This window comes from Comamonas humi (assembly GCF_054782535.1).
On sequence record NZ_BAAGSH010000012.1, the window covers coordinates 110,298 to 132,300 of the forward strand.

The window sequence follows — 22,003 nt, forward strand, 5'->3', positions numbered from 1 at the left end:
CTTTCCATGTTCAACAAAGGACAACTCGCCGGTTTGATGAAGCAGGCCCAGGCCATGCAGGACAACCTGAAGAAGGCGCAGGACGAGCTGGGCAACATCGAGGTCGAAGGCGAATCCGGCGCGGGCCTGGTCAAGGTGGTCATGACCTGCAAGCACGACGTCAAGCGCGTGACCATCGACCCCAGCCTGCTGGCCGAGGACAAGGACATGCTCGAGGACCTGGTGGCCGCCGCCTTTAACGCCGCGGTGCGCAAGGCCGAGGAAACCTCGCAGGAAAAGATGGGCAAGATCACGGCCGGCATGCCTGGCCTGCCCGGCGGCATGAAGTTCCCCTTCTAAACGCAGGGCCTGCCTGCAGCCATGTCTGACAGCAATGCCATGGAGGCCCTGGTGCAGGCGCTGCGGCGCCTGCCGGGCGTGGGCGTCAAGTCGGCGTCGCGCATGGCCTTCCACCTGCTGCAGAGCGACCGCGAGGGCGCCGAGCTGCTCTCGCGCGCGCTGCACGAGGCGGTTGCGCGCGTGCGTCACTGCGAGCGCTGCCACACCTTCACCGAGCACCCGGTCTGCGACACCTGCCTGGACGCCGGCCGCGACGCCGCGCGCCTGTGCGTGGTGGAAACGCCCGCCGACCAGGCCGCGCTGGAGCGCACCGGCGCCTACAAGGGCCTGTACTACGTGCTGATGGGGCGGCTGTCGCCGCTCGACGGCGTGGGGCCGCGCGACATCGGCGTCGAGCAGCTGCTGGCGCGGGCCAGCGATGGCGTGGTGCAGGAGGTGATCCTGGCCACCAATTTCACCGCCGAGGGCGAGGCCACGGCCCACGTCATCGGCGAGGCGCTCACGCGCCGCGGGCTGCAGGTCACGCGGCTGGCGCGCGGCGTGCCCATCGGCAGCGAACTCGAATACGTGGACCTGGGCACCATCGCCCACGCGCTGGCCGACCGGCGCTGAAGCTTTAAAAAATATAGCGGCTGGCGCTTGCCATTCCTTGGTTTCAGATGGTTTCTGTCTGAAATGCCAGGATTGGCAAGCGCCAGCCGCTATTGTTTTTCAATAGCGCTGCGCGGAATCAGCGCTTGGCGGTCTTCTGGCCGGCGCCGGACTTGGCCGCGGCCGTCTTGCTGGCGGCCGCCTTGCCTGCCGTTTTCGTTGCGGGCTTGGCGGCGGCCTGCTTGGTGGCCTTGGCGTTGCCGCGGGGCTGGGCCTTGGCCGTGACGCGCGGCGCGGCGTGCTTGCCCTTGGCGCCGCGGCGCGGCTGGGCGCGTTCTTCCGGCTCTTCCTGGGCGACCAGCCGGGGCGCGGGCGCGCCGAGCTTCACCGGCAGGTACAGCACCACCTGGTGGCCGGCCTTGAAGCCGGACTTGACGCCGACATCGTTCCAGTCGGCGACCTGGGCTGCGGTCATGCGGTAGCGGTGGGCCACCTTGGCCACCGTGTCGCCCTTGCGGGCGCGCACCGTGGTGCGGCGGTTGACGATCTCGGGCGTGAGCGCGATGCGGGCGTTGTCGGCCACCTGGCTGGACACGTCCTGCTGGGCGGTGGAGCGCGGCACCATCAGCGCCGAGCCGGCCTTGATGGCCATGCGCGGCGGGATGTTGTTGACGCTGCGCAGGTCGCCCTCGGACATGCCGATCATGCCGGCCGCGGCGGCCACCGTCATGGTGGTGGGCGCGGTCCAGACCGTCCAGCTCGCGTACTGGCCCTTCTCGTGTGCCTGCAGGTTGCGCTTGAAGACGTTGGCGTTGTCCCAGGGCAGCAGCACCTGCGGCGTGCCCGAGGCCAGGATCACCGGCTTGTTGAACGAGGGGTTGAGCGACTTCAGCTCGTCGAGGCTGATGCCGGCCAGTTGCGCGACCAGCGCCACGTCGATGTCGCGGTCGATGGGCACGGCCTGGAAGTAGGGGTGGTTCTCGATCGTCGGCAGCTCGGCCTGGAAGCGCTCGGGGTGGGCGATCAGGTTCTTGACAGCCTGCAGCTTGGGCACATAGTTGCGCGTCTCCTCGGGCATCTGCAGCTCGGGGTAGGTCAGGCCCAGGCCGGCGCGGCGGTTCTTCTCCAGCGCGCGGCCGACGCTGCCTTCGCCCCAGTTGTAGGCGGCCAGCGCGAGCTGCCAGTCGCCGAACATGCCATAGAGCTTCTGCAGGTAGTCCAGCGCCGCGCGGGTCGATGCCAGCACGTCGCGCCGGTCGTCGCGGAACATGTTCTGCTTGAGGTCGAAATAGGTGCCGGTGGCCGGCATGAACTGCCACATGCCCGCGGCCTTGGCGCTGGAGACGGCCTGCGGGTTGTAGGCGCTCTCGATGAAGGGCAGCAGCGCCAGCTCGGTCGGCATGTTGCGGCGCTCCAGCTCCTCGACGATATGGAACATGTACTTGCGCGAGCGCTCGGTCATGCGCAGGATGTAGTCGGGGCGGTTGGCATACCACTGCTCCTGGTTGGAGACCAGGCCCGAGTCCAGGTCGGGCATGGCGAAGCCGCGGCGGATGCGGTCCCAGATGTCCTCGGGCACGGCCAGGTTGGCCACGCCGGGCTGCTGGATGCGGGCCGGGTCGATCGGGCGCAGCGGGCCCACGGGGTAGTTGGGCGTGGTGCCGGCGGCGCTGGCGGTCTTCGCTTTGGCGGCATCGCCCGCGTTGTTGCCGGTGGTGGCGCAGCCGGTCAGCAGCAAAAGGGCGGAGAGGGCCGACAGGCCCCAGTGGTGCATCAGTTTCATCAGAACTCGTTTTTCCAGCGGCGCAGCGCGGCCAGCACGGACACGGGGTCCTCGGCCTGGGTCTGCGCGTCGTAGTGGCGGGCGGCCTGTGCCACGGCGGGCACGGCGCAGCGCAGGAAGGGGTTGATCCGTTGCTCCTGGGCAATGGAGGAGGGCAGCGTGGGCTGCCCCTGGGCACGCAGCTGGCGGCAGTGCGCGGTGTAGTCGGCCAGGTCGCGGCTGGCAGGCTCCACGGCCTGGGCAAAGGCAAGGTTGGACAGCGTGTACTCGTGGGCCGCGCACACCCGGGTGGCCGCGGGCAGCGCCGCCAGCGCGCTGAGCGAGGCATGCATCTGCGCCGGCGTGCCCTCGAACAGCCGGCCGCAGCCGGCGGAGAACAGGGTGTCGCCGCAAAAGAGCAGCGGCTGGCCGTCCACGTCGGGGCAGAAGTAGGCCACGTGGCCCGCCGTGTGGCCGGGCACGTCGATGACCTGCCAGGCCAAGCCCAGCGCGTGGACCACGTCGCCGCCTCGCACGGGCTCGAAGGGCTGGGGGATGGACTCGCGCGCCGGGCCCCAGACCGGGGCGCCGGTGGCGGCGCGCAAATCGGCCACGCCGCCGACATGGTCGCCGTGGTGGTGGGTTACTACAATGCGGCTCAGGGTCAGGCCCTGCGCCGACAGCGCCTGCAAGACCGGCGCTGCGTCGCCAGGGTCGACCACCAATGCCTGTCTGCCGTCGTGCAGCAGCCAGATGTAGTTGTCGGAGAACGCAGGCAGGGGTAGCAGTTTCATGAGCGAGCAAATTATAGGCATTGAGCGTTGGTGGAATCAGCCCCTGGGCCGCTACCTGCTGGACTGGGAGCAGACCTGCTATGACGACGCGGTGGCGAACGTCTTCGGCTTCCACAGCCTGCAGCTGGGCTGTTTCCCTCTGCAGGGCCTGCGCTGCAACCGCATGCCGCACCGCTGGCTGGCGCTGGAGCCGCAGGAGGCGCAGCAGCTCGCCGAGGCCGAGCGTGACGCGAGCTTGCAAACATTTGCAAAGGGTTTACCGGCGGCCGAAGGCCTGCACGAAACCCACCCGCTGCCGCTGCAGGCGGCGCTGCAGTGCAGCCCGCAGGCCCTGCCGTTTGCCGAGAACAGCCTCGACCTGGTGCTGCTGCCGCACAGCCTGGAATGCAGCGAAGACCCCCACGCCGTGCTGCGCGAGGTGGCGCGCGTGCTGGTGCCGCAGGGCCGGGTGCTGATCAGCGGCATCAATCCCGCGAGCCTGTGGGGGCTGCGCAGCTGGGCCGGCGCACGGCGCTGGGCCGCGCCGCTGCCGGGGCTGCCGCCGGACGGGCAGCTGATCGGCTACGGCCGCTTGCGCGACTGGCTCAAGCTGCTGGACCTGGAGCTGGAGGCCGCGAGCTTCGGCTGCTACCGCCCCGCGCTGCAGTCGCAGCGCTGGCTGCAGCGCTATGGCTGGCTCGACCGCATCGGCGCCGGCGGCTGGCCGGTGGCGGGCGGGGCCTATTTCGTCGAGGCAGTGAAGAAGGTGGCGGGCACGCACCGCATGGCGGTGCCGTGGCAGGAGCGCAAGGCCGCCGCGGTGGCCCGGCCGGCGGCAACCCGCGCGCCGACGCCGGGGCATATATAGTTACGCCCTCGTACCGAGGAGCTGATTTTTGAACCAAGTAGTGATCTACACCGATGGCGCCTGCAAGGGCAATCCGGGCCCGGGGGGCTGGGGCGCCCTGCTGGCGGCCGGCAATGTGGAGAAGGAGCTGTTCGGCGGCGAGCTGAACACCACCAACAACCGCATGGAGCTGATGGCCGTGATCGAGGCCCTGGCCGCCCTCAAGCGCCCCTGCGACGTGACGCTGTACCTCGACAGCCAGTACGTGCGCAAGGGCATCACCGAGTGGATCCACGGCTGGAAGGCCAAGGGCTGGAAGACCGCATCGAAGGAGCCGGTCAAGAATGTGGAGCTGTGGCAGCGCCTGGACGAACTGGTGCACCGCGGCGGCCACCGCATCGCCTGGCACTGGGTCAAGGGCCATGCCGGCAACGCCGGCAACGAGCGCGCCGATGCGCTGGCCAACCAGGGCGTGCGCCTGGCGCTGGAAAACCGGCTCTGAAAAAACGATAGCTGCTGCCGCTTGATGGATGGAAGATTAAGATATATTTTTATCTCAATCCATTGCCTACCAAGCGCCAGCAGCTATTTTTTTGATAGGGCGCCGCTCAGCACTCCGCCGTGGCAATGCGCTTGAGCGCGTCGTGGTTGCGCACCACCAGGCCGGCGGGCTCGATGCGGATCGAGGATTCGCGCTCCATCGACTTGAGTTCCTGGTTCACCCGCTGGCGCGAGGCGCCCAGCAGCTGCGCCAGCTCTTCCTGCGCCAGCTGCAGGCCGATGCGGGTTTCGCCGCCTTCGACGGCCGGCAGGCCGTAGCTGCGCGCCAGGTGCAGCAGCTGCTTGGCCAGGCGCGCGCGCAGCGGCAGCGTGTTCAGGTCTTCCACCATGCCGTAGAGGTTGCGGATGCGCCGCGCATGCAGGCGCGACATGGCTTGGTAGAACTCCACATGGGTGTGCAGGATGCGCTCGAAATCCGCCCGCGCCACGCAGACCAGGGTGGTGTCGCCATGGGCGTAGACGTCGTGGGTGCGCGCATCGCCGTCGAACAGGCCGACATCGCCGAACCACACGCCCGGCTCGACGTACGCGAAGGTGATCTGCTTGCCGGTCAGCGAGGCCGAGCTGACGCGGGCCGAGCCCTTGGCCACCGCCAGCCATTCCTCCGGGGCATCGCCGCGGGTGAACATCTGGGCGCCGTCGCGGTAGCGCTTGACGTAGGCGCAGCGCAGGATGTCGTGCCGCAGCGTCGGCGACAGTGTGCTGAACCAGAGGCCGGCATTGATGGCTTCGCGCTCTTCGGGGGTAAGAATGGGGTCGTCCATGGGTGTCGTCTCGGTGACTTTTTCGGGCTTGATTGTCGCTTTTGCGACGCGTCGGGCTCGAATTTAATGCATTTGCAAACAAAGTGCGAAGTTGCGTGAAGGCCGGGCCGGTGCCTGGCCCGGGCCGTTGCGGCAACAACAGTCATCGTGATTGGCGAGGGCGCCATTGGCAGCGATTGGACGGGCTGCTATGGTTTTTGAAAATCTCCCAGGCCAGGCTGCAGGTTTGGCGAAGGCCGGCTTCTGGAATTGCAAAGGCGGTGTTGGTGCGGCGCAGCACAAAAAAAGCCGACTCGGGAGAGTCGGCTCTGTGCGGGGGAGCGAGGCGGGATCAGGCGGTGGCCTTTTCGGGGGCAACCGCAGGTGCTGCCGCCACGATGTGGGCGATGTCCTGCTGTGCCTGGGCAATGGCGGCGGCGCGCGGCGCTTCGCCCATGGCCAGGCCTTCGGCCCGTGCGAACTGCACGTCGGTCACGCCGGCAAAACCGAAGATGGTCTTCAGGTAGCCTTCCTGGTGCTCATTGGCGCGGCCGGCTTCGGAGGTGGAGTACACGCCGCCGCGGGTGGCCACGACGATCACCTTCTTGCCGGCGGCCAGGCCTTCGGGGCCGGTGGCGGTGTAGCGGAAGGTGCGGCCCGGCTGCAGAATGCGGTCGATCCACGAGCGCAGCTGGGTGTTGATGCCGAAGTTGTAGAACGGCGAGCCGATGACAATCACGTCTGCTGCCAGGAACTGGCTCACCAGGCGCTCGGAGATGGCGTTCTGGTTGCGCTCTTCCTCGGTGGCGGCTTCCTGGCCGGTGCGAAAGCCCAGGGCCTGTGCCGACAGATGGGGAGGGGTGTCCACCGCCAGGTCCAGGTAGTCCACCTGGGTGTTGGGGTGTACTGCCGACCAAGCCTGCACGGCTTCGGCAGTGAGCTGGCGGGACACGGAGTTGCCGCCGAGAATGGAGGAGTCGATGTGCAGCAGTTTCATGGTTAAGCTTTCCTATCAGTGGAGACAAGACCATCGTCGATGGCATGGGTGTAATTGTGCAGTTGGAACGATGGGCTGAATAGCCGCCAATGTTGCAATACATTGTTCGATAAATAGAACGACAGAACAGCCGAAACGGAGCGGTATGTACACGCAGGATTTGAACGACATGGTGTTCTTCGCCGAGGTGGTGGAGCGCGGCGGCTTTGCGGCCGCGGGGCGGGCGCTGGGCATCCCGAAGTCGCGCCTGTCGCGGCGCATATCGGAGTTGGAGGCGCGGCTGGGCGTGCGCCTGCTGCAGCGCACCACGCGCCGGCTTTCGCTGACCGATGCCGGCGACACCTATCTGCGCTACTGCCAGTCGGTGCGCGAATCGGCGCAGTCGGCCCAGGCCGCGATCGAGCAGACGCAGAGCGAGCCGGCGGGCCTGCTGCGGGTGTCGTGCTCGGTGTCGGTGGCGCAGGGGCTGGTGGGCAAGCTCATGCCCGCGTTCCTCAACCGCCACCCCAAGGTGCGCATCGAGCTGGTCGTGAGCAACCGGCTGGTGAACCTGGTGGAGGAGGGCATCGACGTGGCCTTGCGCGCGCGCGTGGCCATGGACGACAGCGGCAGCCTGGTGATCAAGCGCTTCGGCGTGACGCGGCTGCTGCTCGTGGCCAGCCCCGAGCTGCTGATCGCGCATGGCACGCCCAGGGTGCCCAAGGACCTGGAGGCCATGCCATCGGCCTCGCTACTCAGCGCGGACGGGCGCAGCGTGCTGCACCTGTACGGCCCGGGCGGCGAGGACGAGTCGGTCTCGCTGCAGCCGCGCTACGTGGCGGACGACCTGACCGCGCTCAAGTACGCCGCGCTCGGCGGCATCGGCACCTGCTGGCTGCCCGACTACATGGTGCGCGAGGAACTGCAGGACGGCCGGCTCGTCCATATCCTGAAGGACTGGGGCCTGCCGCGGGCGATCTTCCATGCGGCGTTCGCGTCGCGCCGCAACATGTCGCCGGCGCTGCGGGCCTTCCTCGACTACCTGGGCGAGACCATCCCCGACCAGTGGCCGGTGCCCGGCGATGATTAGCGTGACCAGCGCCTCCTTCCTCGACACGGCGCGCCAGCTGCTGGAGGTGGCCGCCACGCTGGCGTTCGCGCTGTCGGGCGTCATCAAGGCGGCGCACAAGCGGCTGGACGCCGTGGGCGTGTGCGTGGTGGCCTTCCTGGCGGCCTTTGGCGGCGGCACGCTGCGCGACCTGCTGCTGGACCAGCGGCCCTTCTTCTGGGTGCGGCACGTGGAGTTCGTCTGGGGCACCATGGGCCTGTCCGTGCGGGCCATGCTGTTCCTGCGCCAGCGCCACTTCCGCATCACCGAGCGCGCCATGCTGTGGCCCGACATGCTGGGCCTGGGCCTGTTCGCCGCGGTGGGCGTGGACATCGCCGCCGAGGCGGGCATGCCGGCGCTGATCTGCGTGATGATGGGCGTGATCACCGGCGTCTTCGGCGGCGTGCTGCGCGACCTGATGTGCGGCGAGATCCCGCAGGCCTTCCGCGACCACCAGCCCTATGCCGTCTGCGCCTTTATCGGCGGCTGGATGGACGTGGGCCTGCGCGGCTGGGGGCTGCCCGAGGCGATGCCCATGCTGGCCTGCGTGCTGGTGACAGCCGGGCTGCGCTCGCTGGCGCTGTGGCGCGGCTGGCGGATTCCGCACTGGCGAGTGGATTGATGTAAAAATCATAGCTGGCAGCGCTTGTCCATCAAGCGCTGCCAGTGAATTTGATTCCAACGGAGGTCAGCAAGCATGAATACCCAGCTCTACCACGCGGCGCAGCAGCTGGCGGCGGGCGCAGACCCGGCGCAGCGCGCGCAGCTCTACGCCTGGGCCACCGAGCCGCCGCCAGGCGAGCGGCTGGCGCTGCTGCTGCGGCGCGGCCTGCTGGCGGTGGCGGCGCTGCTGCTGGGCGGGGGGCTGATCTTCTGGATCGCGGCCAACTGGCAGGAGCAGTCGCGCGGCTTCAAGCTCGGGCTGATCGAGGCCGCGCTGGTGGCTGCGCTGGCCGCGGCCTGCCTGCTGCCGCGCGCCCGCACCGCGGCGCTGCTGTGCGCCACGCTGGTGCTGGGCGGGCTGCTGGCCTTCATCGGCCAGACCTACCAGACCGGTGCCGACGCCTGGCAGCTCTTTGCCGCCTGGGCCGCGCTGGCGCTGCTGTGGGTGCTGGTGCAGCGCAGCGACCTGCTGTGGACGCTGTGGATCGCCATTGCCGCGCTGTCGCTGTCGCTGTGGACCGGGCCGATCGGCCTGCTGCACTGGTTCCTGCGTGACCAGCGCCAGCCGGGCGTCGAGGCCCTGACCATGCTGGCCTGGCTGGTGCTGGCGCTGCTGCCCATCGCCGTGGCCAGCCTGCCGTGGCTGTGCCTGCACACGCGGGATGGCACCGGCCTGGGGCGCTGGTCGCACCGGCTGGCCCAGGGCCTGGCGCTGGCCACCTGGTCGGGGCTGGCCATCGTGGGCATGTTCGACAGCGATGGTTTCGCCATCAGCTGGCCCATGGCGGCCGTGCTGGTGGCCGGCATGGGCTGGCTGAGCCTGCGCGGCCGCTGGCGCGATCTGCCCAGCCTGGGGCTGGCGGTGCTGGCGGCGAATGTGCTGGTGCTCAGCCTGGCGACGCGGTTGCTGTTCGATGCACATTCCGACGTCGGCGCGCTGCTTTTGCTGGGCCTGCTGGGCATGGGCTGCCTGGGCGCCAGCGCGAGCTGGCTGCTGCAGCAGCAGCGCACCTGGAACCAAGGAGCACGGGCATGACGGAAGCCACGACCAACCATGGCGCCGCGCCGGCCTGGCTGGCGCGCGCGCAGGCACAGGGCTGGCTGCCTGCCGGCGCGGCGCAGGGCGGCGATGTCGAGCCGTCGCCGCTGCTGACCGCGCTGGTGCTGGTGGGCGCGGTGTTCTGCAGCGCGCCGCTGCTGGCCTTCCTGGGCCTGGGGCTGAGCGAGGCGCTGCTGGAGACGGCGGCAGGCTATGTCGCCGGCGCGCTGGCCATGGCGGGTGCGCTGTGGTGGCTGCGCAGTTCGCGCCATATCTTTGCCACCTGCATGGGACTGGAACTATGGGTGCTGGGCCTGGCGCTGGTGCTGGTGCGCTGGCTGGACGACTGGCATGGCGCCGATGCCGCATCGTTCGCCGCCTGCGCCATCGTCAGCGCCGCGCTGCTGGGCAGCGCGCTGCTGATCCCGGCGCTGTGGGTAGGGCGGCTCATGGGGCTGGCGCTGGCGCCGGCGATCGTGGCCACGCTGCTGACAGGGCTGATGGCGGCGGGGCTGTCCGAGCGCGTGCTGCTGGCGCTGTCGCCGTTGATGCTGCCGCTGGTGGCGCTGGCCTGGGCCTGGTGGTGCTGGCGCGAGGCGCGCTGGCTGGGGCAGCCGCAGGCAGCGCGCCGCGCGGCGCTGGCCGATGGCTTTGCCATCGGCATGCTGGTGTGCGCGGTGTGGTCGGGCGCGTTCGTGGAGCTGTCGATGCGCGAGGGCTGGCTGGGCCGCGGCCTGGGCGAAGCCGTCGCCTGGCGCTGGGTGTACCTGCTGCCGCATGGGCTCGCCGTGCCGCTGGTGCTGGCCAGCGGCTGGGCGCTGGCGCGGCGCTGGTCCGCGCAACAGGGTACTGCTGCCGGGCGCTGGAAACCTTTGCTCGCGCTGGCCTGCGCGGCGCTGGCGCTGGCTGCCTGGTTCAGCCCGGCCGTGGCCACGGTGGCGCTGGTGGCCGCCACGGCCGCGGCCACCGCGCGCTGGCGCCTGCTGGTGACCTGCGGGCTGGCGGCGCTGTGGCTGCTGGGCAGTTTCTACTACAGCCTGGCCTGGACGCTGGCCGCCAAGGGCCTGGGGCTGGCGCTGCTGGGCGCGGCCCTGGTGCTGGGCCTGCTGGCGCTGCGCGCGCGGGGCGGGCCGGCCTCGGCAGCCCATCCCGCAGCGGCCGGCAGCCGCCGCGGCGCGCTGTGGGTGCTGCTGGGCGGCGTGCTGGCGCTGGGGCTGGCGAATGTGGACGTGTGGCGCAAGGAGACGGTCATCGCCCAGGGCCAGCGCATCCTGGTGCCGCTGGCGCCGGTCGATCCGCGCTCGCTGATGCAGGGCGACTACATGCAACTGCGCTTCACGCTGCCGCACGAGGTGCGCGAGGCGCTGCGCGACTCTGCTGCCTACGCGCTGGCCAAGCATGCCACCCTGGTGGCTGCGCTCAACGAGCGTGGCGTGGCCGAGCCGCTGCGCCTGGCACGCGCCGGCGAGGCGCCGGGCCAGGGCGAGATCCTGCTGCCGCTCAAGCAGCTCAAGGGCGACTGGGTGCTGGTGACCGATGCCTATTTCTTTGCCGAGGGCCAGGGCCGGCGCTTCGAGCGCGCCCGCTTCGGCGACTTCCGCGTGCTGCCGGACGGGCGGGCCCTGCTGGTCGGCCTGGCCGATGCCGAGGGCGAGCCCATCGCGGCCTATGAGCGGCTGCCGCTGGACGCGGACGGCGCGGCGGCTTCGCCGGAGCCGGAACCCGAGCTGCCGGCCCCGGTCGCGCCCACGGAATGACCGGACGGGCAGGGTTTCATATAGGAATATCGAATTAACAAAAAAGAAATCAGTCTTATGAGTTTTATAGCCTGAGCGACACAATGGGCGGCATTGATCTTTGAAGAGGTAACAAAACAATGAAGGCTTGGACTCTCCGTTCGTTGGTGGTGGCGACAGCCATGGTGGCAGGCGGTTCGGCCTGGGCGCAGAACCAACTGCTCAACGTGTCGTACGACGTGGCGCGCGAGTTCTACAAGGACTACAACACCGCCTTCGCCGAGCACTACAAGAAGTCCACCGGCAAAGAGGTCAAGATCGACCAGTCGCACGGCGGCTCCAGCGCCCAGGCGCGCGCCGTGGCCGAAGGCCTGGCCGCCGACGTGGTGACCTTCAACACCACGACCGACGTGGAGTTCCTGGCGAACCAGGGCGTGGTGGCCAAGGACTGGGCCAAGAAATTCCCCAACGACGCATCGCCCACCACTTCGACCATGCTGTTCCTGGTGCGCAACGGCAACCCCAAGGGCATCAAGGACTGGGACGACCTGATCAAGCCCGGCGTGCAGGTGGTCGTGGTCAACCCCAAGCTCGGCGGCAACGGCCGCTACGCCTACCTGGCGGCGTGGGGCGCGGTGCGCGAGAAGGGCGGCTCCGAGGCCGACGCTCAGGCCTACGTCAGCAAGTTCTACAAGAACGTGCCGGTGCTGGCCAAGGGCGGCCGCGATGCGACGGCCACCTTCCTGCAGCGCAACATCGGCGATGTGCTGATCACCTTTGAATCCGAGGTGGTCTCCATCGACCGCGAATTCGGCAAGGGCAAGGTCGATGCGGTGTACCCGTCGTCCAGCATCACCGCCGAGAACCCGGTGGCCGTGGTGGAGCGCACCGTGGGCAAGAAGGGCACGGCCGAACTGGCCAAGGCCTACCTCGACTACCTCTACTCCGACGAGGGCCAGGAGATCGCCGCCAAGCACGCCATCCGCCCGCGCTCCGAGGCCGTGCTGAAGAAGCATGCCGACGTGTTCAAGCCCATCAAGCAGTTCACCGTGGCCAAGTACTTCGGCTCGCTGGGCGAGGCGCAGAAGGTCCACTTCAGCGACGGCGGCCAGTTCGACAAGCTGTACACCGAAGCCAAGAAGTAAGCCTTCGATATTTGGTATGAAAAAGGACTCTGGCGCTTGATTGACAAGCGCTGGGTGCTCCTGGTTTTGAAGCAACCCTTTTCCTGGGCTTTTCCATGTCTGCTGCATCCATGGCCCCGGCGCCAGTGGCCGCCGCGCCCACGCGCCGCGGGGCTGCCCGGCGCGTGCTGCCGGGCTTCGGCCTGACGCTGGGCTACACCGTCTTCTACCTCAGCATCATCGTGCTGCTGCCGCTGGCCACGCTCATCTTCAAGTCGGCCACGCTGACCTGGCCGCAGTTCTGGGAGGCGATCTCGGCGCCGCGCGCCGTGGCCTCGTACCAGCTCACCTTCGGCGCCTCGTTCATCGCGGCGCTGGTCAACCTGGTGTTCGGCCTGCTGATCGCCTGGGTGCTGGTGCGCTACGACTTTGCCGGCAAGAAGATCGTCGACGCGCTGGTCGACCTGCCTTTCGCGCTGCCCACGGCCGTGGCCGGCATCTCGCTGACCGCGCTGCTGGCCGACAACGGCTGGGTGGGGCAGCTGTTCGCGCCGTTTGGCATCACGCTGGCCTTCAACCGCATCGGCATCGTGATCGCGCTGATCTTCATCGGCCTGCCTTTCGTGGTGCGCACGGTGCAGCCGGTGCTCGAAGACTTCGAGAAGGAGCTGGAGGAGGCCGCGGGCAGCCTGGGCGCCACGCGCTGGCAGACCTTCAGCCGGGTGATCCTGCCGGCCATCACGCCGGCGCTGATGACGGGCTTTGCCATGGCCTTCGCACGCGCCATCGGTGAATACGGCTCGGTGATCTTCATCGCCGGCAACATCCCGATGGTGTCCGAGATCACGCCCTTCATCATCATGGGCAAGCTGGAGCTGCACGACTACGCGGGCGCCACCGCCGTGGCGCTGGTGATGCTGCTGATCTCGTTCGTGCTGCTGCTGGTCATCAACGGCCTGCAGAGCTGGCAGCGCAAGCGCGCGGGGGTTTGAAGATGGCGATTTCTGCAAAACATCCCACCACCACCGAGCCGCGCTGGGTGCGCTGGCTGCTGATCGCCGTGGCGCTGGCCTTCATGGGCCTGTTCCTGGTGCTGCCGCTGCTGGCGGTCTTCGTCGAGGCGCTGCGCAAGGGCTGGGGCGTGTTCGCCGCCGCGCTGGCCGAGCCCGATGCCTGGTCGGCCATCAAGCTGACGCTGATCACTGCCGCGATCGCCGTGCCGCTGAACCTGGTGTTCGGCGTAGCGGCGGCCTGGGCCATCGCCAAGTTCGAGTTCAAGGGCAAGGCCTTCCTGACCACGCTGGTGGACCTGCCGTTCTCGGTGTCGCCGGTGGTCGCGGGCATGACCTATGTGCTGCTGTTCGGCGCCAACGGCTGGCTGGGCCCCTGGCTGGCCGAGCACAACCTGAAGATCGTCTTCGCCGTGCCCGGCATCGTGCTGGCCACCGTGTTCGTGACCTTCCCCTTCATCGCCCGCGAGCTGATCCCGCTGATGCAGGCGCAAGGCAGCGACGAGGAGCAGGCCGCCATCGTGCTCGGCGCCAGCGGCTGGCAGACCTTCTGGAAGGTGACCCTGCCCAACATCAAATGGGGCCTGCTGTACGGCGTGATCCTGTGCAACGCGCGGGCCATGGGCGAGTTCGGCGCGGTGTCGGTGGTCTCGGGCCACATCCGCGGCCAGACCAACACCATCCCGCTGCACGTCGAGATCCTCTACAACGACTACCAGTCGTCCGCCGCCTTTGCCGTGGCCTCGCTGCTGGCGTTGCTGGCGCTGGTGACCCTGGTGCTGAAGTCGGTGGCCGAATGGCGCGTGGAACGCGAACGCCAGGAAGCCGCCAGCCTGCCGCCCGAACGCCCGCGCGACGATGCGGCGCCGCAGGCAGTTTAAAAATAGGAGCGGCTGGCGCTTAATAACAAAGGATTTCCAATGGTTTTTATATGGAAACCATGGTCCATCAAGCGCCAGCAGCTATGGTTTTATTGAAAGTCCCGTTCCCACGAAAGCGAGCTCCATGAGCATTGCCATCCAGAACATCTCCAAGTCGTTCGGCAGCTTCCAGGCCCTGAACGACGTCAACCTGAACATCGAATCCGGCGAGCTGATCGCGCTGCTCGGCCCTTCGGGCTGCGGCAAGACCACGCTGCTGCGCATCATCGCCGGGCTGGAGACGCCGGACAGCGGCTCCATCCACTTCTCGGGCGAGGACACCACCGACGTGCACGTGCGCGAGCGCAACGTGGGCTTCGTGTTCCAGCACTACGCGCTGTTCCGCCACATGACGGTGTTCGAGAACGTCGCCTTCGGCCTGCGCGTCAAGCCGCGCAAGGAGCGGCCCAGCGAGGCGCAGATCAAGGAGAAGGTCATGAGCCTGCTCAAGCTCGTGCAGCTCGACTGGATCGCCGACCGCTACCCCTCGCAGCTCTCGGGCGGCCAGCGCCAGCGCATCGCGCTGGCCCGCGCGCTCGCCGTCGAGCCCAAGGTGCTGCTGCTCGACGAGCCCTTCGGCGCGCTCGACGCCAAAGTGCGCAAGGAATTGCGCCGCTGGCTGCGCCGCCTGCACGACGAGCTGCACGTCACCAGCATCTTCGTCACCCACGACCAGGAAGAGGCGCTCGAGGTGGCCGACCGCGTGGTCGTCATCAACAAGGGCCAGATCGAGCAGAGCGGCACGCCGCAGGAAGTCTGGGACAACCCGGCCAGCCCCTTCGTCTACGGCTTTCTGGGCGACGTCAACCTGTTCCACGGCCGCGCCAGCGACGGCCAGACCACGCTGGCGGGCGGAGCGCAGATCGACTCGCCCGAGCTGGCCCACGCCGGCGAAGCCAATGCGCTGGCCTACGTGCGCCCGCACGAGCTGGACGTGGAGCGCTACGTGCCCGGCCAGGAAAAGGGCGCCGACGGCCGCCAGCGCGGCATCATCGCGCGGCTCGACCGGGCCATCGTCGTCGGCCCGATCGCGCGGCTGGAACTTATTGCCGAAGGCGGCCACCAAGAGAGCGGCACCGGCCATGAGAAGCTGATCGAGGCGCAGATCCCCGCCCAGCAATTCAGGAGCATGGGGCTTGCCGAGGGCGAAACGCTGGTGGTCACGCCGCGCCAGGCCCGCGTGTTTCTGGACTACGCCGCCAACATTTAAGATGCGCCCCGGGCCGCTGATGTTGCTGCGGCAGGGGATGACGATTTGAACTGGATGACGAACTTTCTGACCGAGGCGCCGCGCCGCACGCTGCTGCTGGTTTTCGTGGCCTGCGCGGCCATGCTGGGCTTCGGCCTGTACCTGCAGTACAGCCTGGAGCTGGAGCCGTGCCCCATGTGCATCGTGCAGCGCTACGCGCTGATCGGCGTCGGCGTGCTGGCCCTCCTGGGCAGTCTGCGCGGCTCGGCCGGCTGGTGGAAGAGCTTCGGCTTCCTGGCGCTCCTGATGGCCGGCTTTGGTGCCTTCGTGGCCGCTCGCCAGAGCTGGCTGCAGTGGTACCCGCCCGAGTTCGCCACCTGCGGCCGCGACTTCTACGGCATGATCGAGTCCTACCCCATCAGCCGCGCCGTGCCGATGATCTTCAAGGGCTCGGGCGACTGCGCCGCGGTGGACTGGACCTTCCTGGGCGGCTCCATCGCCAACTGGTCGTTCATCTGCTTCGCCGGCTTCACGCTGGCCCTGTTGCTGCTGCTCATCAAAGGCCGCCGCGCATAAAGAAGTGCGATCCGGGCCAAACAGCCCAAAAATTCAGGCTATAATTCTTAGCTTGTCGGAGCGTAGCGCAGCCTGGTAGCGCATCTGCTTTGGGAGCAGAGGGTCGCGAGTTCGAATCCCGCCGCTCCGACCATTAAAATCAAGGCCCTAGCCGGTTTCCGGCTAGGGCCTTTTGTTTAGCGAATTCGCGTTTTCTAACGGACTCATCGCGCGGTCCGCGGCATGCTGGCGATGCTGCGCCTTTTAAACTGTGTGCCCCTGTCCGGTATTTGAGTCGGCTTCTTCATTAAGTAATTTATTGATTATTCAATATCGATTGCTTCAATTGATTTGATCCGAATCGAAAATGGCTCACTCAGGGAAACTCTGGGTCTTTTTCACATTACTGACCGAATTTCCGCAGCCTCTATGCTGGAAAATCGAATCCTACGCTTGCAGGAATGCATGCCCGGCAAGCGACGAGCGACAGGGCCGGAGCCGGTCCTGTCTGAACTCGTTTCCACCATGCATTGCCGGGCGTAAAAATGCTGAGTTGGGCCGAGAACGTATTGAATGCATCTGCGAATGCCGAGACGGAGCAGGAGCTGTTCGATGAAGTTCTTCGCACGGCCAGGGCCATTGGCTTTGACTATTGCGCCTACGGAATGCGTTTGGCGTTCCCGGTTTCCCGGGCCAAGTTTTTCCTCATCAACAACTATTCGCCGCAATGGTGCGATCGCTATGCGGAGATGCAGTATGTGGAGCAGGATCCCACGGTAATCCACGGCGCGCGCTCCAGCGTGCCGCTGGTCTGGAGCGACGAGGTCTTTGCCGCCACGCCCCAGCTTTGGGATGAGGCGCAGATGTCCGGGCTGCGTGTGGGCTGGGCGCAGGCCAGCCCCATGCGTAACGGCGTGGCGGGCATGCTCTCGGTGGCGCGCTCCGCCGAGCCCCTCACGGTTTCGGAACTGGCGGAGAACGATCTGCGCCTGCGCTGGCTCTCAAGCGTGGCCCACATGGGTTTTACGCGCCTGGTGGATGCCAGAAGCATCGTCTGCCCCGAGGTGGAGCTGACCGATAGGGAAAAGGAAGTCCTCAAGTGGTCCGCCGGGGGCAAGACCATCACCGATATCTCCGAAATATTGCTCATCTCGGTGGATACGGTTAAATTTCACACGCGCAACGTGCTGGAAAAGCTGAACGTTGCGAACCGGACCGCGGCGGTTGCCCGTGCCGCCTACCTGGGTTTGCTGGATTGACATCTGGCAATGGGCAGGGGTTCTTCCATGAATCTGGCGCACTTCTGCGGAGCCAGGTACCTGGGAAAAAATGGCGAGGGCCCCCGGTTGCAGTCAGCGAATTCGCGCCGGTCAATCCGCATTGATCCCAGGTCACAACGGCACTTCTGCGCGGCGATTGACGCAAGAATCCTGGCATTGCAGGCTTGCCAGAGGCGCGAAGCGCAGTGTTGAACTCCATCTTTGAGAACGCGGTGAATGTGTTGAACGATCAGCTCGGATATGACGGCTTTCTGCGCATCCAACTGGGATCGGTGCTGACCTCCCGGTTTGCGCACTTGTTTTCCGATGTGGCTCCGTCAGACGTGAAGAGCCTTGCCGGAGACGAGGGAATGGTCGTGGCATCTGGTTTTTCGGAATGGCATAGCCTGGATCCAAGAGCCATTTCGTTGGGCTGGGACTGGGAAATCAAGGCCAGCCGAACGGAAATGGCCCTGGTCCGGGTGGGCTTGCCGCGCAGCAATGTGATGCTGGTCGATCGCAAGGGCCGTGACTTCGGATGGCTGGAAAGCCTGGAGGCGCTGGCGACCGTGGTGGATGCGCTGCCTTGGCGGGAGGAGGTTTGGCACGGCATGCCGAGCTTGTCACCTGCCTAGGCGGGTAGTTATGCAAATGTGCCCGATTCGGTGGAATGTAGGTAACAGACCACCACAAGAGAATCGGAATGCATTTCACATCAGGCACCCCCGAAGTCCTGAAACGGGGCGTAGTGTCGAAGATGGCGGCTTACCGGCATCGGGTTTTCATCGAAAAGCTGGGCTGGCAGCTCGACTGTGAATCCGGGCAGGAGCTTGACCAGTTCGACCGCGAGGACACGGTCTATGTGGTTGCCGAGGATGACTACGGCGATGTGGTCGGAACCGCGCGATTGCTGCCCACCCACCGTCCCTATCTGCTGGGTGAGGTCTTTCCCCAGCTTATGGGCGGTGCTCCGATTCCCCACAGTCCGGCGATCTGGGAACTGTCGCGGTTTGCCGCTGTGGATTTCAGCGGCCATTCGCCGGGGCCGCTCGGCCAGTTCTCTTCAGACCTGACGCTGGATCTGTTGCGTGCCGCGGCCTCGGTGGCCTCTTCCCGCGGAGCCGAGCGTCTTATCACCGTATCGCCGATTGGCATCGAGCGTCTGCTGCGCCACACCGGCTTCATGGCCCACCGGGCAGGACCGCCCGTTGCGGTTGACGGCCATCCCATCCTCGCGTGCTGGATCGAACTCCCTGGCGTGTTGAATGCATGAGCAGGCTACGGCAGGCGTCTGTTACAAAATTCATGGTCTCGCACCAAAGAACTACCAATTTTGGTAGGTTACTGGGGAGCCGGGTTTATTTAGACTGAAAGCCAGTGGTTTTCGTCAATGGTGAGCGAGTTGCTCCCGAGTGCATTGGATCATGAGCACAAACGCCAGCAGCTATCTGAGTTCCCCGCCGCTTATCGTCTCTGTGTTCTCCATGATGACTCCAGTCCATGAGGAGCCGGCAGCGGGGTACGAGATTCTACGGATTGATGAGGGGGGTGAGGGGAATGTCACAGGTCAATACTGGACCGCAAAAATAAAGGGGAGGGGACGGGAGTTTGCACGCCATTTCCATGACAAGGACTATGGTGACAAGCAGGCTTCATGGTTGATGGCGAAGGCATACGGTGATGCAGTCCTGCGATTGCTGCCGATAGGAATGCTGCGCGAAGGACAGATCAAATTGCGCGCATCCGATGCCTCTTTTTTTCATGGCCAGAGTGCGAGCTTGCAGCTGCAGATCGTTAACCACACGGTAGGGCGGGAATGTGGTTTTTCGGATGATTTTTCAGAGGCCGCAGCGGTAGTCTCGCGGGATGAAATGGTGGCGAATAGGCGCCTGGAGTTTCTTGATACTTGGTTTGATGAACTGATGCCACTCCATTCTTTCATTCGCATCCATGCGTATGTATGCACGCAACAAGGCAGTCCATGCATCACGGTCGCTATCGGAAAGGAAGGGGAGTCATGCGAGATCAAGCATAGAAATTGGTCACTGCTGCGCCAGACGTACGAAGAGTGTCTGGCTGGGGTTTGGGACCACATCCAAAACTGCTTGATCGAATTGCATGGAATGGAGTGTTGGAAGCAGTTCCGCCGGCGCTATCGGAGGACTTTTTTCTCTAGCAGTGCGAAAACCGGTTTTAAGGTAGGTTACCGGTATTTTCCTGCTGAAATTTATAAGCAATATCCCCCATCGCCTGAAATTGCACATTTGCTGGAGGGGATAAATATGCCTGCTTCAAATTCATCAGCGGCTACTACATAGCAGAATTGTGGATGTGAATTCCCGTTCCTGAAGATTCTTTTCTTGTTTCAGTCTAATAGGCCATGCAACGCTGCACGCAATATGGCCTGCGCCTTGTTCGTGGCAGAAAGTTTCTGCATGGCATTTTTCAGGTGGAAATTCACGGTATTGAATGAGATTGGGAGAATCTCCGCGATCTCTGCTGCTGTCTTGCCCTCTGCCGACCAGCGCAGGATCTCGATTTCGCGCTCTGTCAGTGACGGAGCCGCGGGGAGCACGTCCGTGTCTCCGAAAATGCGAGGGTAGTGCTCATGGATGAGCACTGTCAACCAGTGGATCTCGGCAGCCCTCGCCTGCAGTTCCCTCGCAGACAGCACTTCATGGCTTCGTGCCAGGGTCAGCATTCCATGGCTGCCACGACCATCGCTGACAAATTGTGCGCAACCCATTTTCAGACCGAAATCGCGAGCCTCGCTCCACAAGGCAGGAGCGCTGGCGAAAAGATCGTCACTCCATGCGAGGGGCTGCATCGATTTCCTGCTCGCTGATATGGACGGATCAATCCTGGCGTACTGTGCTTGCACATAACGCTCCTGCCAGGCCAGTGGGTAATTGGAGATGATGGCAGGCTTGGTGTTGCCAAAGGGTAGGGCCGAGCGGCGGCCGTAGGCGAAGTAGTCAAAGCCGAGTTTTCGGGCCGCTTCGGCGAGAAAAATCACGGCATCGTCGCCTTTTTCCACCGCGGCAATGGAATTTTGCAAAGTGGAACTTCTGTCGGACATGGAGCCACCTCTTGCGGCATGGGTGGAACTTTTGTACTTCTCCATTATGACGGATGCGACGCGAGGCTTCGGGCGTGCCGACACTTCTTTACGATCGGATGCCTTGGGGTATTCGTTAGGTAAAAGCCTCCTGTGTCAGCCACTGCTTTGTTGCACAAGGCAATGCATCTGTATTTTCAATAGCCTAAAACTATTGACTTGCTTGACCTTTTCATTTTCGGCTGGTCGAAGTGGGTTGGAGTTAGTTTGATATTTTTCATTAGGGTATTTATCTAGCTGCCAGCAGTGGATGAGAAACAAATAGAAACTTATATCGTTGAATATTACATTTTGAAATAATCTTGTCAGGTTATCCATGCTCTGCGCGACCTAGGAGATTATTTCAAGATGCTGAGGTGATTTTTGAAAAAGATACGGAAACAAGCTCATCGCGTTACGTTACGTTGGCCGTAACAAGATCGAAAAATCGGATTATTGACGTTAATTTATTTAATTTATCATCGACGAAAAACAAGAGATTGCCTTAGGGGAATAAATCCTCTTTCCTGAGAAAAACGTGTGGCACATAAGTTGCTACGAGTTCATTCGCGAAAGTGTTTTTGGCGTAAGCCAGGGCCTTCTGATTGAACTGTTAATTCTCCAGGGAAGAGCTAATGACAATCTCTACAACACACTCCTCCAGCGTCGTCGTTGCGCAATCGAATGTCGCCAATGTGGAGGTCAAAACAGCTGCCGGCGGGGTTGCAGTGGCCACGTCAGCCAAAGCCCCGGCCGCCATGCTTTCCAAGGTATCTCCTGGTGTGCAGATCGTGCGGGATGGGCAGGCCATTGCGGCTGAAGCGGGCACCAAGCTGCAGATTGGCGACAAGGTCATCGTCCCGGCAGACGGGAGCGCACAGGCATTGTTCACCAGCACTGGTGGCCAAAAACTGGTGGGTACTTTTGCCGGAGGCACTGAAGCTACGCTGAGCGCGCAGGGCCAGGACGGCGGCGGAGCCCTGGCATTGAACCTGGCGGCCGGCGATGTGAATGTGGTGCCGGCCAACGATGACGATGCTGCGGGCTTGGTTGTTACCAAGGAAGGGGCAGATGCCGGTGGCTCGGTGCTGGGCGACTTCCTGCTCGGAGCGCTGGCAGGCCTGGGCGCGGGCGCATTGCTCGCAAAGTCTGGCTCCGATTGCGACGACGACAGCAACGCTCATACCCCTCATCCCACCGGCCCGACAGACTGCACTTGCCCGACGGATCCTACGAACCCGACGGATCACACCAATCCCACGAACCCGACGAATCCCACGGATCCGACGAGCCCGACCAATCCCACGAACCCGACGAATCCTACGGATCCGACGAGCCCTACTAATCCCACGAACCCGACGAACCCGACCAACCCCACGGATCCGACGAACCCGACCAATCCCACGAACCCGACGAACCCGACCAATCCCACGAACCCGACGAACCCGACCAATCCCACGAACCCGACCAATCCCACGAACCCGACGAATCCTACGGATCCGACGAGCCCTACCAATCCCACGAACCCGACGAATCCTACGGATCCGACGAGTCCGACCAATCCCACGAACCCGACCAATCCCACGGATCCGACAAACCCGACCAACCCCACGAACCCGACCAACCCCACGAACCCGACCAACCCCACGAATCCGACCAATCCCACGGATCCGACGAGCCCGACCAACCCTACGAATCCGACCAATCCCAC

At 65.0% G+C, this 22,003-nt stretch carries 22 protein-coding genes, 1 tRNA gene and 1 pseudogene; 19 read left to right on the forward strand and 5 right to left on the reverse strand.

Features of this window, described 5'->3' with window-relative positions:
- The first annotated feature begins 6 nt into the window (after nucleotides 1-6).
- Both ACYVKR_RS13985 and recR read left to right on the forward strand, forming a co-directional pair.
- The gene (locus ACYVKR_RS13985) at nucleotides 7-339 is read left to right on the forward strand and encodes a YbaB/EbfC family nucleoid-associated protein (protein WP_460481525.1); all 333 of its coding nucleotides are present in this window, start codon (nucleotides 7-9) and stop codon (nucleotides 337-339) included.
- Between the two features lie 21 nt (nucleotides 340-360).
- Nucleotides 361-951: a recombination mediator RecR gene (gene recR / locus ACYVKR_RS13990; protein ID WP_460481526.1), complete on the forward strand. Its 591-nt coding sequence runs from the start codon at nucleotides 361-363 to the stop codon at nucleotides 949-951.
- Between the two features lie 118 nt (nucleotides 952-1,069).
- Here the strand turns inward: recR and ACYVKR_RS13995 are convergent, their stop codons facing one another.
- Nucleotides 1,070-2,713 carry a lytic transglycosylase domain-containing protein gene (locus tag ACYVKR_RS13995; protein WP_460481527.1) on the reverse strand — a complete coding sequence of 548 codons (1,644 nt, stop codon included), beginning with the start codon at nucleotides 2,711-2,713 and terminating at the stop codon, nucleotides 1,070-1,072.
- Nucleotides 2,713-3,486: a hydroxyacylglutathione hydrolase gene (gene gloB / locus ACYVKR_RS14000; RefSeq protein WP_460481528.1), complete on the reverse strand. Its 774-nt coding sequence runs from the start codon at nucleotides 3,484-3,486 to the stop codon at nucleotides 2,713-2,715. The genes ACYVKR_RS13995 and gloB overlap by 1 nt, the downstream gene beginning before the upstream one ends.
- Here gloB and ACYVKR_RS14005 point away from each other — a divergent pair.
- Both ACYVKR_RS14005 and rnhA read left to right on the forward strand, forming a co-directional pair.
- Nucleotides 3,485-4,333: a class I SAM-dependent methyltransferase gene (locus ACYVKR_RS14005; protein ID WP_460481529.1), complete on the forward strand. Its 849-nt coding sequence runs from the start codon at nucleotides 3,485-3,487 to the stop codon at nucleotides 4,331-4,333. The two genes, gloB and ACYVKR_RS14005, sit on opposite strands and share 2 nt — an antisense overlap.
- Nucleotides 4,334-4,361: 28 nt before the next feature.
- Nucleotides 4,362-4,814, forward strand: a complete 453-nt coding sequence (rnhA, locus tag ACYVKR_RS14010) for a ribonuclease HI (RefSeq protein ID WP_460481530.1) — start codon at nucleotides 4,362-4,364, stop codon at nucleotides 4,812-4,814.
- 106 nt (nucleotides 4,815-4,920) lie between these two features.
- Here rnhA and ACYVKR_RS14015 read toward each other — a convergent pair whose 3' ends face one another.
- The gene (locus ACYVKR_RS14015) at nucleotides 4,921-5,637 is read right to left on the reverse strand and encodes a Crp/Fnr family transcriptional regulator (RefSeq protein ID WP_460481531.1); all 717 of its coding nucleotides are present in this window, start codon (nucleotides 5,635-5,637) and stop codon (nucleotides 4,921-4,923) included.
- A 331-nt stretch (nucleotides 5,638-5,968) separates the two neighbouring features.
- Complete coding sequence (locus ACYVKR_RS14020; RefSeq protein WP_460481532.1) at nucleotides 5,969-6,613, reverse strand: FMN-dependent NADH-azoreductase; 645 nt, start codon at nucleotides 6,611-6,613, stop codon at nucleotides 5,969-5,971.
- 145 nt (nucleotides 6,614-6,758) lie between these two features.
- Between ACYVKR_RS14020 and ACYVKR_RS14025 the strand changes: the two genes are divergently transcribed.
- The 14 genes from ACYVKR_RS14025 (at nucleotide 6,759) to ACYVKR_RS14090 (ending at nucleotide 19,513) form a co-directional block, all read left to right on the forward strand.
- Nucleotides 6,759-7,682, forward strand: a complete 924-nt coding sequence (locus tag ACYVKR_RS14025) for a LysR family transcriptional regulator domain-containing protein (protein WP_460481533.1) — start codon at nucleotides 6,759-6,761, stop codon at nucleotides 7,680-7,682.
- Nucleotides 7,675-8,322: a trimeric intracellular cation channel family protein gene (locus ACYVKR_RS14030; protein ID WP_460481534.1), complete on the forward strand. Its 648-nt coding sequence runs from the start codon at nucleotides 7,675-7,677 to the stop codon at nucleotides 8,320-8,322. Before ACYVKR_RS14025 ends, ACYVKR_RS14030 begins: the two co-directional genes overlap by 8 nt.
- A gap of 75 nt (nucleotides 8,323-8,397) precedes the next feature.
- A complete protein-coding gene (locus ACYVKR_RS14035) occupies nucleotides 8,398-9,399 on the forward strand; it encodes a DUF2157 domain-containing protein (protein ID WP_460481535.1) in 1,002 nt (333 codons plus the stop codon).
- Nucleotides 9,396-11,159 (forward strand): GDYXXLXY domain-containing protein, encoded by a 1,764-nt coding sequence (locus ACYVKR_RS14040; RefSeq protein WP_460481536.1) that lies wholly within the window; start codon nucleotides 9,396-9,398, stop codon nucleotides 11,157-11,159. The genes ACYVKR_RS14035 and ACYVKR_RS14040 overlap by 4 nt, the downstream gene beginning before the upstream one ends.
- Nucleotides 11,160-11,278: 119 nt before the next feature.
- The gene (locus ACYVKR_RS14045; RefSeq protein WP_460481537.1) at nucleotides 11,279-12,283 is read left to right on the forward strand and encodes a sulfate ABC transporter substrate-binding protein; all 1,005 of its coding nucleotides are present in this window, start codon (nucleotides 11,279-11,281) and stop codon (nucleotides 12,281-12,283) included.
- Between the two features lie 95 nt (nucleotides 12,284-12,378).
- Entirely contained in the window at nucleotides 12,379-13,254 is an 876-nt protein-coding gene (gene cysT / locus ACYVKR_RS14050; RefSeq protein WP_460481538.1) for a sulfate ABC transporter permease subunit CysT, read from the forward strand.
- Nucleotides 13,255-13,256: 2 nt separating this feature from the next.
- Nucleotides 13,257-14,153 carry a sulfate ABC transporter permease gene (gene cysW, locus ACYVKR_RS14055; protein ID WP_460481539.1) on the forward strand — a complete coding sequence of 299 codons (897 nt, stop codon included), beginning with the start codon at nucleotides 13,257-13,259 and terminating at the stop codon, nucleotides 14,151-14,153.
- Nucleotides 14,154-14,277: 124 nt separating this feature from the next.
- Complete coding sequence (locus ACYVKR_RS14060) at nucleotides 14,278-15,402, forward strand: sulfate/molybdate ABC transporter ATP-binding protein (protein ID WP_460481540.1); 1,125 nt, start codon at nucleotides 14,278-14,280, stop codon at nucleotides 15,400-15,402.
- A 54-nt stretch (nucleotides 15,403-15,456) separates the two neighbouring features.
- Nucleotides 15,457-15,957, forward strand: a complete 501-nt coding sequence (locus tag ACYVKR_RS14065; RefSeq protein WP_460481541.1) for a disulfide bond formation protein B — start codon at nucleotides 15,457-15,459, stop codon at nucleotides 15,955-15,957.
- 56 nt (nucleotides 15,958-16,013) lie between these two features.
- Nucleotides 16,014-16,090: transfer RNA gene (locus ACYVKR_RS14070), tRNA-Pro, on the forward strand.
- Nucleotides 16,091-16,505: 415 nt separating this feature from the next.
- Nucleotides 16,506-17,195: an autoinducer binding domain-containing protein gene (locus tag ACYVKR_RS14075; RefSeq protein ID WP_460481542.1), complete on the forward strand. Its 690-nt coding sequence runs from the start codon at nucleotides 16,506-16,508 to the stop codon at nucleotides 17,193-17,195.
- A gap of 209 nt (nucleotides 17,196-17,404) precedes the next feature.
- A complete protein-coding gene (locus tag ACYVKR_RS14080) occupies nucleotides 17,405-17,830 on the forward strand; it encodes a DUF4902 domain-containing protein (RefSeq protein ID WP_460481543.1) in 426 nt (141 codons plus the stop codon).
- 68 nt (nucleotides 17,831-17,898) lie between these two features.
- Complete coding sequence (locus ACYVKR_RS14085; RefSeq protein ID WP_460481544.1) at nucleotides 17,899-18,468, forward strand: acyl-homoserine-lactone synthase; 570 nt, start codon at nucleotides 17,899-17,901, stop codon at nucleotides 18,466-18,468.
- Nucleotides 18,469-18,619: 151 nt separating this feature from the next.
- Nucleotides 18,620-19,513, forward strand: a complete 894-nt coding sequence (locus ACYVKR_RS14090; protein WP_460481545.1) for a hypothetical protein — start codon at nucleotides 18,620-18,622, stop codon at nucleotides 19,511-19,513.
- A gap of 47 nt (nucleotides 19,514-19,560) precedes the next feature.
- On the opposite strand, the gene ACYVKR_RS14095 is transcribed toward ACYVKR_RS14090, so the two are convergent.
- Nucleotides 19,561-20,274, reverse strand: coding sequence for an autoinducer binding domain-containing protein (locus ACYVKR_RS14095; RefSeq protein ID WP_460481546.1), 714 nt, complete (start codon nucleotides 20,272-20,274; stop codon nucleotides 19,561-19,563).
- A gap of 653 nt (nucleotides 20,275-20,927) precedes the next feature.
- Between ACYVKR_RS14095 and ACYVKR_RS14100 the strand changes: the two are divergent.
- Nucleotides 20,928-22,003: pseudogene (locus ACYVKR_RS14100) on the forward strand (hypothetical protein); the annotation flags it as partial.

Excerpts from the sequence above, each read along its gene's own strand:
- ACYVKR_RS14065 (WP_460481541.1), top strand. The coding sequence starts at position 15,457 with ATGACGAACTTTCTGACCGAGGCGCCGCGCCGCACGCTGCTGCTGGTT.
- cysT (WP_460481538.1), top strand. The coding sequence starts at position 12,379 with ATGTCTGCTGCATCCATGGCCCCGGCGCCAGTGGCCGCCGCGCCCACG.
- ACYVKR_RS14020 (WP_460481532.1), bottom strand. The coding sequence starts at position 6,613 with ATGAAACTGCTGCACATCGACTCCTCCATTCTCGGCGGCAACTCCGTG.
- recR (WP_460481526.1), top strand. The coding sequence starts at position 361 with ATGTCTGACAGCAATGCCATGGAGGCCCTGGTGCAGGCGCTGCGGCGC.
- ACYVKR_RS14085 (WP_460481544.1), top strand. The coding sequence starts at position 17,899 with ATGCATTTCACATCAGGCACCCCCGAAGTCCTGAAACGGGGCGTAGTG.
- ACYVKR_RS14005 (WP_460481529.1), top strand. The coding sequence starts at position 3,485 with ATGAGCGAGCAAATTATAGGCATTGAGCGTTGGTGGAATCAGCCCCTG.
- ACYVKR_RS13995 (WP_460481527.1), bottom strand. The coding sequence starts at position 2,713 with ATGAAACTGATGCACCACTGGGGCCTGTCGGCCCTCTCCGCCCTTTTG.
- ACYVKR_RS14035 (WP_460481535.1), top strand. The coding sequence starts at position 8,398 with ATGAATACCCAGCTCTACCACGCGGCGCAGCAGCTGGCGGCGGGCGCA.
- ACYVKR_RS14095 (WP_460481546.1), bottom strand. The coding sequence starts at position 20,274 with ATGTCCGACAGAAGTTCCACTTTGCAAAATTCCATTGCCGCGGTGGAA.
- ACYVKR_RS14040 (WP_460481536.1), top strand. The coding sequence starts at position 9,396 with ATGACGGAAGCCACGACCAACCATGGCGCCGCGCCGGCCTGGCTGGCG.
- gloB (WP_460481528.1), bottom strand. The coding sequence starts at position 3,486 with ATGAAACTGCTACCCCTGCCTGCGTTCTCCGACAACTACATCTGGCTG.
- ACYVKR_RS14025 (WP_460481533.1), top strand. The coding sequence starts at position 6,759 with ATGTACACGCAGGATTTGAACGACATGGTGTTCTTCGCCGAGGTGGTG.
- ACYVKR_RS14030 (WP_460481534.1), top strand. The coding sequence starts at position 7,675 with ATGATTAGCGTGACCAGCGCCTCCTTCCTCGACACGGCGCGCCAGCTG.
- ACYVKR_RS14045 (WP_460481537.1), top strand. The coding sequence starts at position 11,279 with ATGAAGGCTTGGACTCTCCGTTCGTTGGTGGTGGCGACAGCCATGGTG.
- ACYVKR_RS14090 (WP_460481545.1), top strand. The coding sequence starts at position 18,620 with ATGAGCACAAACGCCAGCAGCTATCTGAGTTCCCCGCCGCTTATCGTC.
- ACYVKR_RS14015 (WP_460481531.1), bottom strand. The coding sequence starts at position 5,637 with ATGGACGACCCCATTCTTACCCCCGAAGAGCGCGAAGCCATCAATGCC.
- ACYVKR_RS14060 (WP_460481540.1), top strand. The coding sequence starts at position 14,278 with ATGAGCATTGCCATCCAGAACATCTCCAAGTCGTTCGGCAGCTTCCAG.
- ACYVKR_RS13985 (WP_460481525.1), top strand. The coding sequence starts at position 7 with ATGTTCAACAAAGGACAACTCGCCGGTTTGATGAAGCAGGCCCAGGCC.
- cysW (WP_460481539.1), top strand. The coding sequence starts at position 13,257 with ATGGCGATTTCTGCAAAACATCCCACCACCACCGAGCCGCGCTGGGTG.